Raw genomic sequence first — 17,486 nt, forward strand, 5'->3', positions numbered from 1 at the left:
TTCACCGGCAAATTAATCCCTTATGATAAAACAGTTTTCATTATTGCTTCTTGCAGGCCTGGCTTTTTTGTCCTGTTCAAAAAGCAACGAGGCAAACAACCCGCCCAAAGAAGGAGTCCCCTATACGCTCCAGTTATCAAATGGCTCTGCTGCTGCCGCCACATTCCGTTTTGGATCCTCTGTTGAGCCCAACCGTACTGCGGAAGTTGGCGTCAACGGCACAAAGAAAGAAATCCTTTATGCAAAGCCCGGAGAATATATTACGGTTACCACATCAGTTCCGTCCAATATAGCAGACATGACCTTTATTCTTGTTACCGATTCCAAAGGTGCCAGCCTTCCTTTTTTAAGCCCATCCGGAACCTCTGCCCGCAGCTTTCTGGCCTTCGACCCCAATGATGCCGTCAAAGACCCAAACAGCTATAAAACAGGCCGCTCTAAAGACGCAGCCCGCTTGTTAGCCAACGCAAAACTGAAATTAAAAAGCTGGGATATTACCGAAAATGGTAAAACAACAGACTATTACAATTCCATGTTCAGCTGTATGAAGGACGATATCTTTTCAGTAATATTGGATCGCCCTGAAACGAACCTGGATCCCGAACGGTTTGTGGCCCTTCTAAAGGTTAACTTTGGAAGCTCTATTTGCCGTGAAAGCGCTGATCAGGAAATACAGCCTCTTTTTTCAATTGACAACAACAACTCTGGAGTACTCATCCCCGTTTACAGCTACATTGACCTGAGTTATAGCATGCAGCCTTTTACCCTGGAACAATTAAATAGCTCCGATAAGACCATCTCGTTCACCAGAACAAAAAGTAGTGGTGCAACCGATAGGGTTGTGTTTGAAGTGTTTTAAACTTAACGATTAAATTGTATGGAGGAATATGCCGGGATGTTCATTTCCCGCTATAAGTATTTCGCGGTGTAGCTTGCTTTCACTTTCTTAATACCGGAGGGTATGCCTTCATATACCAGCTCACCGCCGCCATCGCCGGCCTCGGGGCCCAGCTCTATCAACCAGTCCGCACTCTTGATCACATCAATATTATGTTCAATCACCAGTACGGTATGCCCCTGTTCGATCAATGCGTTGAAAGAGGCCAGTAACTTTTTAATATCATGAAAATGCAAACCCGTTGTGGGTTCATCAAAAATAAAGAGCACTTTATGATTGCTTTTGCCTTTGCCAAGGAATGAGGCCAGTTTTACCCGTTGTGCTTCGCCACCGGAAAGCGTATCGGAGGATTGCCCTAGCTTGATATAACCGAGACCCACGTCACTCAATGGTTGTATGGCCTCGCGGATCTTCTTTTCATCTTTAAAAAACTCCAATGAAGCATCCACGCTCATCTCCAGCACATCATGAATATTTTTATCGCGGTATTTCACTTCTAATACCTCTTCTTTAAAGCGTTTACCACCGCAGCTTTCGCAAAGCAGGTGCACATCTGCCAGGAACTGCATTTCTACTACCTGCTCTCCTTCCCCTTTGCAGGTATCGCAACGGCCCCCATCCACGTTAAAGGAAAAATGCTTTGGCTGAAATGCCCGCATCTTGCTTAAAGGCTGTTTGGCAAAAAGATCGCGTATTTCATCATAGGCTTTTATGTAGGTAACCGGGTTGCTTCTTGATGATTTGCCAATCGGGTTCTGGTCCACCATTTCTATCTGTTGCACACTGTCTACATCGCCGGTTATTGCTTTATGAAACCCCACTTTATCGCCAGACATTACCGGCTCGCCCTTTATCTTTTGCAATGCGGGATACAGGATCTGCCTGATCAGCGTGGTCTTCCCGCTTCCGCTGACACCGCTTACCACAGCCAGCACATTCAGCGGAAAAGTAACTGTAATATCTTTCAGGTTGTTTTGCCGCGCTCCCTCCACCTTTATAAAGCGCGTCCATTTACGGGTTGTTGCCGGCGGTTCAATAGCAAAGGTTCCGCCCAGGTATTTACCGGTAAGGCTGTTTTTATCTTTGAGCAGTTCCTTATAGGTGCCGGCGGCAACCACTTCGCCGCCCAGGTGGGCCGCAAGGGGCCCCATATCAATAATATGATCGGCATGCCGCATAATCATATCATCATGCTCCACCACCACCACCGTGTTGTTCAGATCGCGAAGCTCCTTCAGCACTTTGATCAGGTTGTCTGTATCCCGCGCGTGCAGGCCGATGGAGGGTTCGTCCAGAATATATAAGGAATTCGTGAGGTTGCTTCCAAGGCTTCGCGTAAGCTGGATCCGCTGGCTTTCGCCGCCGCTGAGTGTATTGGCAACCCGGCTCATGGTCAGGTAGCCCAGTCCTACTTTTAGCAGGGTATCGAGCCGGTTGTTGATCTCCAAAAGGATCCGTTTGGCAATAGCCGCCTTATGCGCCGGCAGTTTTAGTTTTTCAAACCAGGCCTTCAGGTCCCGCGCGGGCATGGCGCCCAGTTCACCAATATTTTTATCGCCTACTTTTACATAGAGGGCCTCCTTCCGCAGCCGGTATCCATCGCAATCCGGGCAGGTAGTGCGTCCGCGGTAACGGCTCAGCAGCACACGGTATTGTACTTTATACAGGTTTTGCTCCACTTCTTTAAAAAAATCATCCACGCCATAAACAGAGCTGTTGCCCTTCCATAAAAGCGCATATTGTTCTTTGGTAAGATCCGCCACCGGCTTATGTATGGGAAAATCATACCCGGTTGCCGCCTTTATAAAACGGTCCTTCCACTTCCCCAGCTTTTCGCCCTTCCAGGGAGCCACGGCGCCCTCAAAAACACTGAGCCGTTTATCGGGAATCACCAGGTCTGCATCAATGCCCAGCACCAGGCTAAAACCCTCACAGGTGGGGCAGGCGCCCAGCGGATTATTAAAAGAAAACAGGTTGGGATTGGGTTCTTCAAACAGGATTCCGTCCAGTTCAAACCGGTTGTTAAAGTTATGCAGCTGCGCCTTGCCGGCCGGGGTAATCGTTTGTATAAACACGGTACCCTCTCCTTCATAAAACGCCGTGCCGATCGAATCTCCCAGCCGGTGGCGGTCGTCCTCATCCAGCTCACGTGCAATGATCCGGTCAATCAATACAAATACCTGCCCGGAGGACGGGCTTTTTGTCCCCGTTTTTGAAACGCCCGGTATTCCCGACAAGGCTGCGTCATCCTGCTCCAGCAAGTCCTCCACATCCAGGATCTCCAGTCCGCCCTCCTGTGTGCCGGCTCCTGCGGCAATCCTTGTAAAGCCCTTTTGCAATAATATGTTCAGTTCCTCGCGGACGTTGCGGTTGGAATGCAGTTTAAATGGAACCAGTACAAAAATTTTGCTGCCGGCTTCCGATTGCTCAATAGCGGCGATCACATCCGCTACATCGTCTTTTTTTACTTCCTTTCCCGAAACGGGAGAGATGGTGGTACCGGCGCGGGCAAAAAGTAACCGGAGATAATCATGAACCTCCGTCATGGTGCCCACGGTACTCCGGGGGGTGCGGGTAATTACCTTTTGCTCTATGGCAATGGCCGGGCACAGATTTTTGATATAATCCACATCCGGCTTGTTCATCCGGTTCAGAAACTGCCGGGCGTAGGCGCTCAAACTTTCTGCATAGCGGCGCTGACCTTCGGCATACAGGGTATCGATGGTGAGGGAAGACTTGCCGGATCCTGACACGCCCGTTACCACAATAATCTGGTTTCTGGGAAAACCTACGGTTACATTTTTGAGGTTATGCACCCGGGCGCCTTTCACAAAAATTTCATCTTTCTTTTCCACGGTTTTTGCCTTCGCCATTCCAATCATAATTTTAAGAGGCACAAATTTAGCTCTTAAATCCCTGAAAATGGCGCCCATTTTTTACGAACAGGAGATATTTTAACGTACTTGCGCGAAGAAGTCCTACTCAAAGAGTAGAATATATAAACCTGTATATCAACTAAATACAAATAATGTTAAAAAATTTTAACATTATTTTGAAGATTTTGGGGGCAATTTTCCGACCCAAGAGCGGCCCATAAACGTTGAAACGCCTATTTTCGCAACACTCGTTTACCCAGGGATTGGAAAATAAATGTGGAAAAGGGTAAATTCGGAGGCTATTGAACTAAGTTTTAATCTAAATGCAGGAGCAATCCTGCACTAATCTGGACAACGGATGATAACTTACTTAAAGAAGACTGATAACGAGCTCATAAATCTATTTTCAAAAGGACATACGCCTGCATTGGATTCATTATTGAACCGCTACCAGGAAAAACTGTTCAGCACGGTATTGTTTCTTGTAAAGGACAAATATCACGCTGAAGATATCTGCCAGGATGTTTTTATAAAAATTATTGAGACTTTAAAAAATGGTAAATACAAGGAGGAAGGCAAGTTTCTGCCCTGGGCGATGCGTATTGCCCATAATCTTTGTGTAGACTATTTCCGGAAGCTGAAACGGATACCGTTTACAAAAAACAGCGTGGATCACGAGGTTCTGGATACCATTAACTCCTCGGATCAGAATGTAGAAGAAAAAATTATCACCGTTCAAAACATTGGCAAGGCCCAGGACATGCTGGAGCAGCTGCCCCAGGAGCAGCGCGAGGTGATTATCCTCCGCCACTTTGCCAACCTGAGTTTTAAGGAAATTGCCGACATAACCGGATGCAGTATCAATACCGCATTGGGTCGCATGCGGTATGGCCTGCTAAATCTCAGGAAAATGATGACGGGTAAATAAAGAGCCTGTCATCTTGTAACTCCTGGTGGAAAAATAATTCACCAATTGTATTTTGGAATTGTTTGAATTTATTTGCCGAATACCACCCGGTTGTTACAAGATGACGACTAATTGAAGCCGCTCCGGAACAATGCCCGGAGCGGTTTTTTTATTTCAAACGTTGTAGTAAAAATTGAAGCTTTTAATTCAGTTGCCTGTCAATGAAAGTTGCTACTTTAGTTATTCGTAACAACAATAGATGCCTGCAACGATTGCTTCACAAAACTTTGTTGCTACCAGGCATTCACACAACAGCTTCAATACTGTTTTAATTTTTAAGAACATGTCTAACGCAAAAAGCAGAAGAAACTTTATCAAGAGCTCCGCCACTCTTTCAGCAGGCGCATTCCTGCTGCCCAAAGTACCCATGATTGTGCCCTCCTCCTTTTTTACCAAGGATGCCCCCAGCAATAAAATCCAGATTGCACAGATCGGCTGTGGACGCATTGCGATGACGCACGATCTTGTAGAAACGTTCAAACATGAATCGGCAAGGATTGTGGCAATGGCCGATGTTGACCGCTACCGGCTGGAAGCCGGTAAAAAAAGAGTAGAAGGCTGGTACGAAAAAAAAACCGGCAAAGCCGGTTATATCGATATCAAAATGCATGATGATTATAAGGAAATGCTGATGCAAAAAGATATTGATGCGGTCATCATTAGTACCCCGGATCACTGGCATGCGCAGCCCGCCATGGAAGCAGCCCTTGCCGGCAAACATATCTACCTGCAAAAACCTACATCGCTGACCATCGAAGAAGGCCGCTCTATGAGCGATGTGGTACGCGGATCCGGTGTGGTTTTTCAGCTGGGCAGCCAGCAACGTTCGGTAAACCCCTGGCCGCAATTCAAAAAAGCCTGCGAGCTGGTGCGAAACGGGCGCATCGGTAAACTGCACACTGTGCACGTGGGCTTGCCGGCAGACCCGCCGGGAGGCAATACCGCCGAAATGCCCATACCGGAAGGATTTAATTATGATATGTGGCTGGGCTCCACCCCCTATATCTACTATACGCAGGATCGTGTGCACAACCAGAAAGACGTGGAATCAAGAGGCGGCTGGCTGCGGCAGGAACAATTTGGTGCCGGCATGATTACCGGATGGGGCGTGCATCATATCGATATCGCCCACTGGGGGATGAATACGGAACTGACCGGCCCCATTGAAATAGAAGGCAGTGCCGAATTTCCAAAAACCGGCCTGTGGAACGTACATGGCGACTATGAGATAAAAGCAAAATATGCCAATGGGGTTACCATGCTCATCAACAGTAAAAATCCCAATGGCGTTAAGTTTGAAGGAAGCAATGGATGGATCTTTGTAACCCGCGGAAATGTGGGCGTAACCGCCTCCGACCCTGGCGCCGGAGCCAAGCCAAGCAAAGCCTTCAGTGCCAGCGATCCCAAACTTCTTACTTCAGTTATTGGTCCTAATGAAGTACATTTATACGAAAGCCGGGAGCAGCACCTCAATTGGGTTGATTGCATTATTAATAAAAAACCGACCATCAGCCCGGCGGAAGTGGCCCATCGCTCCTGCAGCGCCTGTCTGGTAGCCCACGCCGCCATGAAACTGGGAACCAAACTGTATTGGGATCCCAAAAAAGAAGTCTTTAAAAATAATATTGAAGCCAATAAGCTTTTATCAAGACCGCAACGCCACCCCTACGGCACTAATTATGTATTGAATAAACTGAAAAAATAAATGAAGCAATTTCTATTACCCGCCGCGCTGCTCGCCACAATGATCTCCTGTAAAAACAACGAATCGGGCAATTCCGCTACAGCAGATTCCTCCAGGATCACGCTGATCACGCTGGACCCCGGGCATTTTCATGCTGCCCTGGTACAAAAGGAAATGTACCCCGATGTGGACAGCAACGTATACGTATATGCCCCCGAAGGCCAGGATGTGGACCTGCATTTAAAAAGGATCGAATCCTATAATACCCGTGCAGAAAACCCAACACACTGGAAAGAAAACGTTTATACCGGAGCCGATTTCTTCCAGAAAATGATCGCGGAGAAAAAGGGCAATGTTGTGGTCATGAGCGGCAATAACCAGAAGAAAGCAGAATATGTGCTCAATACCGTGGACGCGGGGCTGAATGTGCTGGCAGATAAACCCATGGCCATTGATAAAGCGGGTTTTGAACTGGTAAAAAATGCCTTTGCAAAAGCAGCAGAAAAGAACGTGCTCCTATATGATATCATGACCGAGCGTTTTGAGATCAACACCCAGCTACAACGGGAATTTTCACAGATCAGGGAGGTATTTGGCGACCTCGAAAAAGGCACGCCTGAAAACCCCGCCGTTACCAAAGAAAGCGTGCATTACCTTTATAAACTGGTTTCAGGATCCGTATTGCAGCGCCCAGCCTGGTTCCTGGATGTTACCCAGCAAGGCGAGGGAATTGTAGATGTAACCACACACCTGGTAGATCTGGTACAATGGGAATGCTTCCCCGATCAGGCAATCGACTACCAAAAGGACATTGAGATGGTGTCTGCAAAACGGTGGACAACGCCTGTAACCCTCAGCCAGTTTTCGGAGCTTACAAAGCAACCCGCTTTTCCGGATTATCTGAAGAAGGATGTTAAAAACGATTCGATACTCAACATCTACAGCAACGGAAGCTTCAACTATAAATTACGTGGTGTAAACGCCCGGGTATCGGTAACCTGGGGGTACAAAGCACCAGCAGGAACAGGCGACACCCATTATTCCATTATGAGGGGAACCCGGGCCAACCTGATCATTCGCCAGGGAGCCGAACAAAAGTATAAACCGGTACTGTATATTGAACCTGCTAAAAAATCAGATGCCGGTTTTGAAAAGGACCTCACGGCCGCATTAGCACAGGTACAGGCAAAATACCCGGGTATTGAACTTACAAAGACCGCCGCAGGATGGCAGGTAGTGATCCCTGAAAAATACAATACGGGACATGAAGCACATTTTGGCCAGGTAATGCAGCGTTACCTTCAGTTCCTGAAAGAAAAGAAGATGCCCGCCTGGGAAGTACCCAATATGATTGCCAAATATTTTACCACCACCGCAGCATTGGAACTCGCAAAAAAATCAGAAACCAAATAGTACCATGACAAAGAAGACGCTTTACCTCCTGGCTTTTGCGCTATTAGCCGGGGCGGCCCCGCTTTGTGCCCAACGCATCAGCAGCTGGCAGGTAAAAACAACCGGCAAAGAAGCCTTCTCCATCCCGATGAACATGGACCTGGATGCAATTACATTTGAAGCAGACAGCAGCCTGCAGCTGCTCGAAACAACGGGCGGGCAAAAAACTATCGTTCCCTTCCAGATCGAAACCAGTGGCACCCGCCGGTTATACTGGATGCTGGAGCCCGGCAAACAAAAGATCCGCAGTTTTGAGCTCACCAAAACAACAGCCGGCAATAACACAGCTACCAGCCTGCAGGGCCGCATGAACCAGGGCGCGCTTACCATTCAGTACGGTAGTAAAAACCTCCTCCGGTATCATTCAGAAACCGTGTATCCCCCCAAAGGCATTGATACAGCCTATAAGCGCAGCGGCTTTATTCATCCTTTGTGGACGCCTAACGGCGAAGAACTAACAAGGATCAACGCCCCCGATCACTATCACCATTGGGGCATGTGGAACCCGTGGACGCATGTATTGTTTGAAAAAGATACCGTGGACTTCTGGAACCTGAAAGACCGTAAAGGAACCGTACGCTTTGCAGGATTCGGCGCCCTGTATAACGGGCCCGTCTACTCGGGTTTTGAAGCCCTGCACGAGCATATTGCCTTTAAAAAGGACGGAACCGAAAAAAATGCCATCAACGAGCTGCAAACCATTCGGATTTACCGGCCGGACAGCCGCAACAACAGCTATTACATCATGGATGTAACGGTACAGCTCAGCTGCGCCAGCTCCAGCCCTGTAAAACTGCTGGAATACCGGTACGGCGGCCTTGGCATCCGTGCCACAGAAGCCTGGAACAAGGATAACAGCGTTATTTTTACTTCGGAAGGAAAGAACCGGAAAGAAGCAGACGGCAGTACGGCGCGCTGGTGTGTGGCGCAGGGGCAGCTGAACCAGCAATATGGCGGACTCGAAATGATGAGCTACCCTGCTAACTATAATTACCCGGAGCCCTTGCGGGTGTGGCCGGAAAATATGAACAAACGCGGGGATGTATTCCTCAATTTTTCTCCTACAAAAAATAAGGACTGGCTGCTGGAACCCGGCAGGCAATATATCTTACGATACCGCTTCCTGGTGTTTAACAACCAGCTGCCCAAAGCCCATGCGGAAGAAGCCTGGCAGGCATTTGCCCATCCTCCAAAAATCACTTTTAAATAAAAATAGCAATGAATTTACGAAGCGGTGTTCTTTTTTTGGCAGCCTTTCTGTTTGCTGCAGCAATGGTTCAGGGGCAACCCGTTAACTGGAAAAAAGTAAAGGTACTGGTGTACACCAAAAATGGCAAGGGGTTCGTACATGATAATATTCCCTTTGCCGTTAAAGCCATTCAGCAGCTGGGTGCCGCTCATGGCTTTAAAGTAGACACCAGCTCTCAGCCATCGGTAATGACCGAAGAAAACCTGAAGCAATATACCCTCCTTATTTTTCCAAGCACTAATAATGATGTATTTGATACCGATGCGCAGCGGCTTGCTTTTCGCCGTTATATTGAAGCCGGGGGTGGATTGGTGGGTCTGCATTCCGTAACCGGAACCGAGCGCAACTGGCGCTGGTTCAAAATGATGCTGGGCGGCACATTTGCCTGGCATGCCCGGTTCCAGGAATTTACCGTGCGGGTTATTGATAGTAAACATCCCTCTATGAAGGGGGTTCCCGCAGTGTGGAGCAGGGCCGATGAATGTTACTTTGCCAAAGAACTTTATCCCGGTCCCCGGGCTTTGATGGTACACGATCTGCGTACCATTGATTCCACCCTTCCCGGACACGCGGCAAACATAAGAATCAACAGAGGAACCTATGGCGACTTTTACCCTGCCGTATGGGAATACGCTTTTGATGGCGGTCATACCTGGGTAACCGTTTTGGGCCATGCTAAAGAATCCTATAGCGACCCGGTTTATTTAAATCACATCCTGGGCGGAATCCGTTTTGTTGCCAGCCAGGTAACAACCATCGATTTCAAAAAAGCCTATGCACAGCATCGGGACGATGAAGTGCGGTTTTAAGATCACCTTTAATATTCAGGCCGCTAAATAGGATAGAATTTTTACTACAGCTTAAACCGCTGATCAAATTCCATTTTTCTGGTTCGTATCACCCGGATACGTTTAGCGTCCTCATGAAAGGGATTGATCAAATAATTGAATTCATCAGGAACAATACTGCTGGGTACTTTCAGAACGGCTACTTCATTATAATGAACAAAGTCATCCCCTATTATTTGCGTGGCTGGTACAGGAGGTTTAGCATTCCAATCGCCGGGAAGATCTTCCACCAATACCTCCTGGATGGGAAGATCATCGGGTATTTCAATCTCCACATAATAGCGATCGATGGGCAGATCTTCGCTCAGATCTAAATGAACAGCAACTTCCAGAGTGGCCAGGGCCCTGCTTTCCGCAGCATACACCATTCGGGTGTTTAAGCTGTTCCACCTGTAGCCGCGCACCATTGATGCTCCTGTACCCTGCAGCGTTGTATCTAAGTATTTTTCCCTTTCTATGCGATAGACGATCATCTTATGCTAAATTTCCAAATTCGATCCTGTTTAAAGCATATTTAATTTCATTGATTCCTGAAACGGTGTCCAGCATTGATTCAGGAATATTGCCGCTTAATGATTGATTGGGCTTTTTCAGCCAGCGCTGGAATTTTTCTTCCTCCTTATTAAAGACTTCAATGCCATAGTCCACCAGCTCGCTGATCAGCAAAACCAGCTCACTTTCTTTCTTTTCGAGCAAAGACTGCTCCTTTTTTTTCTTATTGTAGGTAGTCTGCGGAATACTAATAGCAGTCAGAACCATTTTTACAGGACGATCGATTTTTTTGCCGATTTCTTCGATAGCATCATAAGGCAGCCCCCGCCTGACAATCTCAATCCGCTCCATATCATTGGTCCAGCTGTATGTTCTTTTACCTATGGATAGCGTCCATTTTTGGCGATCCTTAGCCGTTGTCTTTTCAATAGATTTTTTTGTGTTGAATTTCGTTGTAGTCTTTTTTGCCGGATACATAACACAACAGTTTTGCTATAAAGGTAAAACAAATCTGCTACAAATAATTTACACAGACCGATACCAACAGTTTTTCCGATTTCGCAAACGCATTTTTCCCGATTTCGTAAATGAATTTCCGCATTTAGAAAATAAAAAAGCAGGAAATGAACTTCCTTCGCCGCGAAATTTTAAGGAAAATGAGCAAACTTTTATTATTTTTATTGACGCTAACGACGTTTTTAAGTGTAAATGCGCAAACCAATACCGGTAATATTGAGGGAGTAATCACAACCCCGGAGGGCAACCCGGTCCCAAATGTAAATGTGACGATCAAGGGTAAAAAAAAACACGCTGTAACCAATGAGAAGGGGCACTTTGAATTTAACGAGATTCCTTACGGCGAATACATACTGGTATATTCTTTTGAAGGAGAAACCAGCCAGGAGGTACCGGTAACTGTGCCGCCCGTGAGTTCAGAGGCCTCCAAATACAACCTTTCCCTCAATGCGCGGGAGTTAAAAGAAGTGATTGTCCGTATTGGGGGCAGCATTAACCAGGGAACCGCGCGGATCGGCAAATCCAATATTCCCATTATGGACCTGCCGCAGGCGGTAACAATCATTGGCCAGGCCACTATCGAAAACCAACAGGCGCAGCGCTTAAGCGATGTGGTTAAAAATGTAAATGGGGTATACCTGGGCGGGGCCCGCGCCAGCACCCAGGAAACCTTTTATGCCCGCGGTTACAACCTGGGTAATACCAACACCTTCAAAAACGGATTCCGCGTCAACAGCGGCGCCATGCCCGAAATGAGCGCCATTGAAAGCGTAGAGGTCTTAAAGGGTGGCGCAGCGCTTTTATACGGCAACGTAGCACCCGGCGGAATCATCAATATGATCACCAAAAAACCGCGGTTCAATTTCGGCGGCGAAATCAACATGCGCGTGGGCAGCTATGACCTTTATAAGCCCTCTGTTGATATTTATGGCCCCATCAGCCAATCCGTTGCCTATCGCCTGAACGGCACTTATGAAAAGGCCAACAGCTATCGCAACGAGGTACATTCTGAGCGGTTCTATGTAAACCCTTCGCTGCTGTTTAAGCTAAGCGAAAAAACAAAATTGCTGGTACAGGGCGATTACCTGCAGCACAAGTTCACGCCCGATTTTGGGATCGGAACCATGAGCGACAAAGCAGGCGTTTACGGTGGTAAAACAGTCACCCCTGTAGGCCGCAATGCATTTTTTGGAGCGCCCTGGCAATACGCCCAAACCAACCAGGCCACCGCATCAGCCGAACTCAATCATACATTCAATGACAACTGGCAGCTAAGCGCCCTGGCCGGATATCAGAACTATGAAAGGGACTATTTTTCCCTGGAGCGGATACAGGCAGATGTAAACGGAAAATGGAGAAGACCACTGGGAAAAACCAACAATAAGCAAGATTATTATACCGGACAGGTGAACCTAAACGGCCAGTTCCAAACCGGCACTATCGGACATAAAGTATTGATCGGCATGGATGGTGAGCGGGATCTAACTACCAACCTGGCTTCTACGTACAGTGCCAGCACATTTTACGACTCCATCAACCTGGTGGATCCTGCAGCTTACACCCCACGTACCGACATGCCCGCAGATTGGAAATGGAAAACTTCGGCAGATGCCTTCGTTACACGTTTTGGAGCTTATGTACAGGATTTTGTAACCCTTTCCGATAAATTTAAACTGCTTGCCGGCATCCGCTGGTCCTTTCAGCAAACAGACCCCACGCAGACCACCTATCTTCAAAACGACTCAGCGGCCTACGGCAACATACAGATCGACAAAGCCTTTTCCCCCAGGATCGGTCTGGTATATCAGCCTACCAATCATACAACCGTTTTTTCAAGCTATTCCAACTCGTTCTCTCCAAACTCAGGCAGAGATATAAACAATCAGCCCTTAAAACCGTCGTTCATCGACCAGTTTGAACTCGGTGTAAAAAATGATTTCCTCGATGGGCTGCTAAGCGCAAACCTTACATTATATCGTATCATCAACAGCAACCTGTCACAACCCGCTCTTGAAAATCCGGAATACAGGGAGCTGACCGGCCAAACTACCAGCGATGGTATTGAGGTTGATCTGAAAAGCCAGCCGGTAAAAGGATGGGACATTTTGGCCGGCTATAGCTACAATAACATGCGCTATACCAAAACCTCCGGCCGGAAAGGAAGTTTTGTAGAAGGACCGCGCCTGGTAAACAGCCCTGCGCATACCGCAAACGCCACGACCTTCTATACCTTCCAGGACGGAGCCGTAAGAGGGTTGAAATTTGGAGGGGGTATTTACTATGTAGGAGAACGCAATGCGGGCTGGAACAATGACTACTCAGATGACAACGGCACCATCAGGGACCGGATGTTTAAAGTAGACGGGTTTGTTACTGTTGACGTTTCTGCCGGATATACCTATAAAAAATGGTCGTTGCTGGCCAAACTGGCAAATATCACCAATACCTTTAACTACTATGTGCATGAGAACTATAGCATCAATCCCATTCCTCCCCGGAACTTTGTGGTAACCGCTGCATTTAAGTTCTGATCGGCCCGTTCAAAAAAACAGAAGCCGTCTCAAAAGGAATTGGGGCGGCTTTTTTATTTTTGAAATAAAAAGCATAGTTCGCGTCTATTGGATGAAGTTGTTTAAACTTTTTCTCCAAAAAAGCGGATCGTCTGATTTTCCCGCTGATTTTAGATGGATGCAATACACCGCTGATTACCGCAGATTGATTTTTTGCGAAAATCTGCGCAAAAATTGGCGTAAATCTGCGGGAACTATGCGCGCGTTCAAAAGTTTAAACAACTTCAATACTATTTTGGCCCCTACTTCACAGCATAGCATGCATTTATTTTAACAGAAACTGATACTATTTTTGCATATTATCGCTAATAGCGTTCTATTTCCGGATTTTTGCAATAATGGTTTATTGCCAGAACATTAAAATAACGGTTGCCGATGCCTCGTTCTTACCCGATCCCACTCTGCCGCAAGGACCGGCCTGTTGCCAACAGCGCAGGAATGCCCGGTATTGTTCCCGGCGGGGTAATGCCTCGTGTACCTGTTAGCCGTTTTATCAAATCAACAATATTCATCTTTATGCATCCATCTTCATCCGTTTTAAAACGTCTGTGCTATTTCATGATTATGCTGCTTTTGGGATCCTGTGCCGCAAAAAACGGAAAGCCAAGAATACTCGTATTTAGCAAAACTGCCGGCTTTCACCACGAATCCATTGCAGATGGAAATACGGCCATTCAAAAGCTGGGTGTAACCAATAACTTCGATGTGGACACCACCACAGATGCCACGATCTTTACTGACGACAGTTTAAAAAAGTATGCCGCTGTTGTTTTTCTCAGCACCACCGGGGATGTGCTCAACTACCGGCAGGAAGCCGCTTTTGAAAGATATATACAGGCAGGAGGTGGTTACATGGGCATTCATGCGGCAACGGATTGCGAACCGGACTGGGGCTGGTATGGAAGGTTAGCGGGTGCCTATTTTCTGGATCATCCGGGTATCACTGATAGTTTCCCTAATGTGCAGCCCGGCGTTCTGCAGGTAAAGGACAGCACCAATATCGCAACCCGCCACCTGCCGCTGCAATGGAAAAAAACCGATGAGTTTTACAACTTCAAAAAGATGAGCAAATCCGTAAACGTGATCCTGACCATCGATGAAAAAAGTTATCAGGGCGGCAAGAACGGTGCAGCGCATCCCATTGCCTGGTATCACGCATTTGATGGCGGAAGGGCGTTCTATACCGAATTGGGGCATACGCCGGAGTCGTTCTCAGATACCTTATACCTGCAACATATTTTAGGCGGCATCCGGTATGCAATCGGCGATAATAAAAAGCTGAACTACTCAAAGGCCACAACCCAAATGCCTCCCGATGACGACCGGTTCTCCAAAGAGCAGCTATCACAGGGTACTTTTTTTGAGCCAACGGAAATGACGATCCTACCCAATTTTGACGTACTGGTTATACAACGGCGGGGAGAGATCATGTTGTACAAGAGCGCTACCCAAAAAGTAACACAGGTTGGCTTTTTAAATGTTTACTACAAAACGGATGTACCCGGCGTTAACGCAGAAGAAGGTATGCTTGGACTGCAAAAGGATCCGGACTTTGCCAAAAACAACTGGGTGTATATCTACTATAGCCCCGCAGACAGTGCGGTGAACAGACTTTCCCGGTTCACCTTTAAAAATGACACGCTCGATGCGGCTACCGAAAAAGTGATCCTTGAAGTAAAATCCCAAAGAGATATCTGCTGTCATACCGGCGGATCCATCGCATTTGGCCCGGATGGACTGCTTTATGTTTCATCAGGTGATAATGCTACCCCATTTGATGAACCGGGCGTAAAGTTCGTTAATAACGGATATAGCCCAATGAATGATATACCGGGTCACCAGCAATACGATGCAGGAAGATCCAGCGGTAATACCAACGACCTCCGCGGAAAAATCCTCCGCATAAAGGTAAACCCCGATGGCAGCTATGAAATTCCCGATGGCAATCTTTTTCCCAAAGGAACGGAAAAGACAAGACCCGAAATTTATGTAATGGGCAACCGGAACCCCTACCGTATTTCTGTAGACCAGAAAACCGGCTTTTTATACTGGGGCGAGGTGGGGCCAGATGCTGGCTCAGACAATTTTAAAGAACGCGGACCCCGTGGCTATGATGAAATAAACCAGGCGCGCAAGGCCGGCTATTTTGGATGGCCGCTGTTTGTGGGTAATAATTACGCCTACAGGAAATATGATTACAGTACCGGGCAAAGCGGGGACAATTTTGACCCCGCACATCCCGTTAACGCTTCGAGAAACAACACGGGGTTAAGCATATTGCCACCGGCCCAACCTGCATTTATCTGGTATCCTTATGCAGCCTCCCCCGACTTTCCGCAGGTAGGATCAGGCGGCAGGAATGCTATGGCTGGCCCTGTATATTATACGAATATGTTTCCCAAGGAAACCAGGCTACCGGATTACTACAACGGGAAGCTCATCATTTATGACTGGATCCGCGGATGGATGAAGGCGGTAACCATGCTGCCCAACGGCGATTTTGACAAGATGGAACCTTTCGCCAGTGCGGTTAAAGTGAACTCGCTGATCGATATGGAAGTAGGGCCCGATGGCAGGCTATACCTGCTTGAATACGGATCGGGCTGGTTCTCTAAAAACCCGGACGCCGGCCTGGCCAGGATCAATTTCAACGGCGGCAACAGAGCGCCGGCCATTGACTCCGTTACGGTAGATAAAACAACCGGCATACTGCCTTTTGCCGTTAACGTATCTGTAAAGGCCAAAGACCCGGATAACGACAAAATAACGTATACCTGGATCATGGGAGATGGCACCCGTAAAGAAACCGATACCGCCGGGCTAACGTATACTTATACCAAAGCGGGCGACTTTAAAATAATGGTTGAAATAAAAGATGATAAAGGCGCTGTTACCAAAAGCGATGCCATAAGTATTTATGCAGGGAATGAAACACCGGTGGTAAACATCGCTATTACCGGCGGAAACCGGTCCTTTTACATGCCCGGGGTACCGTTGCACTATAAAATAACGGCAACCGATCCAAAAGATACCGCAGCTTTTGACCCGGCCAGTCTCTTTGTCTCCTCCGATTTCACCGAAGGGTTCGACAAAGCAGGCGCTTCCATGGGACATCAGCAGGGCCAGGCAGGTGTGAGCGGAAAAAACATCATGTTGTCGCTGGATTGCAAAGCCTGTCATAAGGAAACAGAAAAATCAATAGGCCCCTCATTTGAACAGGTGGCTGCCAAATACAGCAAGGACCCCGGCGCCGTAAACTACCTTACCGAAAAAATAATAAAAGGCGGCAGCGGTGTATGGGGCGAAACGGCCATGTCGGCCCACCCCACCCTTACAACAGATGACGTTCACCAGATCGTTACCTGGATATTGTCATTAAGCGACCTGAGTGCTATAAAAAAATCATTGCCTGCCTCGGGCACTATTGTACCGCCAATAGATACTAAGCCTAACCGTGTGCTCGTCCTATCTGCCAGTTATTCCGATAAAGGTGGCAATCAGATCAAATCGCTTACGGGCACCAGTACCCTTTTATTAAAAAGCAATACCCGGTCATTCCGCAACGCCGAAAAAACGGCAAAAGGAGGGCTGGCATTAAAGGAGATTGACCTAACAGGTGTACGCGCTCTTAATATAGCCTGCATCCAGCAGGAAGCCACGGGAACAACGCCGGTTCTTGAAGTGCGGCTGGATGCCTCCAACGGGGTATTGTTAGGCAGCAAACCCGTACCGGCAGTCGCAAAAGACCCGAAAGAGACCATTGTGCATATTCCCGTTAAAGAAATAACGGATGGTCAGTTCCATACCCTGTATTTTATTTACAGAACCGAGGATGAAATCCATAACAGTATAAAGTGGGCGCAGTTTAATAGCAAATAAGCAGGAACCTGAAACTATTTTAAGCGATAGAGCAGTATGCCCCAAAAGGGATTGC

11 protein-coding genes are annotated in these 17,486 nt (G+C 47.4%); 8 read left to right on the top strand and 3 right to left on the bottom strand.

The annotated features are described in order from the left end of the window. Window positions 1-22: 22 nt before the first annotated feature. The gene (locus GGU45_RS11300) at window positions 23-859 is read left to right on the top strand and encodes a hypothetical protein (RefSeq protein ID WP_435224774.1); all 837 of its coding nucleotides are present in this window, start codon (window positions 23-25) and stop codon (window positions 857-859) included. A 50-nt stretch (window positions 860-909) separates the two neighbouring features. Here GGU45_RS11300 and uvrA read toward each other — a convergent pair whose 3' ends face one another. Next, window positions 910-3,771 carry an excinuclease ABC subunit UvrA gene (gene uvrA, locus GGU45_RS11305; RefSeq protein ID WP_435224776.1) on the bottom strand — a complete coding sequence of 954 codons (2,862 nt, stop codon included), beginning with the start codon at window positions 3,769-3,771 and terminating at the stop codon, window positions 910-912. A 361-nt stretch (window positions 3,772-4,132) separates the two neighbouring features. Between uvrA and GGU45_RS11310 the strand changes: the two genes are divergently transcribed. From GGU45_RS11310 to GGU45_RS11330, 5 genes are all read left to right on the top strand, one after another. Next, window positions 4,133-4,702 (top strand): RNA polymerase sigma factor, encoded by a 570-nt coding sequence (locus GGU45_RS11310; RefSeq protein ID WP_435224778.1) that lies wholly within the window; start codon window positions 4,133-4,135, stop codon window positions 4,700-4,702. Between the two features lie 322 nt (window positions 4,703-5,024). After that, entirely contained in the window at window positions 5,025-6,446 is a 1,422-nt protein-coding gene (locus tag GGU45_RS11315) for a Gfo/Idh/MocA family protein (RefSeq protein ID WP_435224779.1), read from the top strand. Further along, the gene (locus GGU45_RS11320; RefSeq protein ID WP_435224781.1) at window positions 6,447-7,838 is read left to right on the top strand and encodes a putative oxidoreductase C-terminal domain-containing protein; all 1,392 of its coding nucleotides are present in this window, start codon (window positions 6,447-6,449) and stop codon (window positions 7,836-7,838) included. 4 nt (window positions 7,839-7,842) lie between these two features. After that, window positions 7,843-9,087: a DUF6807 domain-containing protein gene (locus GGU45_RS11325; protein WP_435224783.1), complete on the top strand. Its 1,245-nt coding sequence runs from the start codon at window positions 7,843-7,845 to the stop codon at window positions 9,085-9,087. Between the two features lie 8 nt (window positions 9,088-9,095). After that, on the top strand, window positions 9,096-9,935 hold the full coding sequence (locus GGU45_RS11330; RefSeq protein WP_435224785.1) for a ThuA domain-containing protein: 840 nt from the start codon (window positions 9,096-9,098) through the stop codon (window positions 9,933-9,935). Window positions 9,936-9,979: 44 nt separating this feature from the next. On the opposite strand, the gene GGU45_RS11335 is transcribed toward GGU45_RS11330, so the two are convergent. Both GGU45_RS11335 and GGU45_RS11340 read right to left on the bottom strand, forming a co-directional pair. Continuing rightward, complete coding sequence (locus tag GGU45_RS11335; RefSeq protein ID WP_435224787.1) at window positions 9,980-10,447, bottom strand: RES family NAD+ phosphorylase; 468 nt, start codon at window positions 10,445-10,447, stop codon at window positions 9,980-9,982. Between the two features lies 1 nt (window position 10,448). Next, window positions 10,449-10,943 carry an Xre family toxin-antitoxin system antitoxin gene (locus GGU45_RS11340; RefSeq protein ID WP_435224789.1) on the bottom strand — a complete coding sequence of 165 codons (495 nt, stop codon included), beginning with the start codon at window positions 10,941-10,943 and terminating at the stop codon, window positions 10,449-10,451. A 179-nt stretch (window positions 10,944-11,122) separates the two neighbouring features. Between GGU45_RS11340 and GGU45_RS11345 the strand changes: the two genes are divergently transcribed. Further along, a complete protein-coding gene (locus GGU45_RS11345; RefSeq protein ID WP_435224791.1) occupies window positions 11,123-13,513 on the top strand; it encodes a TonB-dependent siderophore receptor in 2,391 nt (796 codons plus the stop codon). 597 nt (window positions 13,514-14,110) lie between these two features. Then, on the top strand, window positions 14,111-17,431 hold the full coding sequence (locus tag GGU45_RS11350) for a ThuA domain-containing protein (RefSeq protein WP_435224793.1): 3,321 nt from the start codon (window positions 14,111-14,113) through the stop codon (window positions 17,429-17,431). Window positions 17,432-17,486: the final 55 nt, after the last annotated feature.

Source organism: Niabella hirudinis, assembly GCF_051201075.1.
GTDB classification, from domain to species: domain Bacteria; phylum Bacteroidota; class Bacteroidia; order Chitinophagales; family Chitinophagaceae; genus Niabella; species Niabella hirudinis.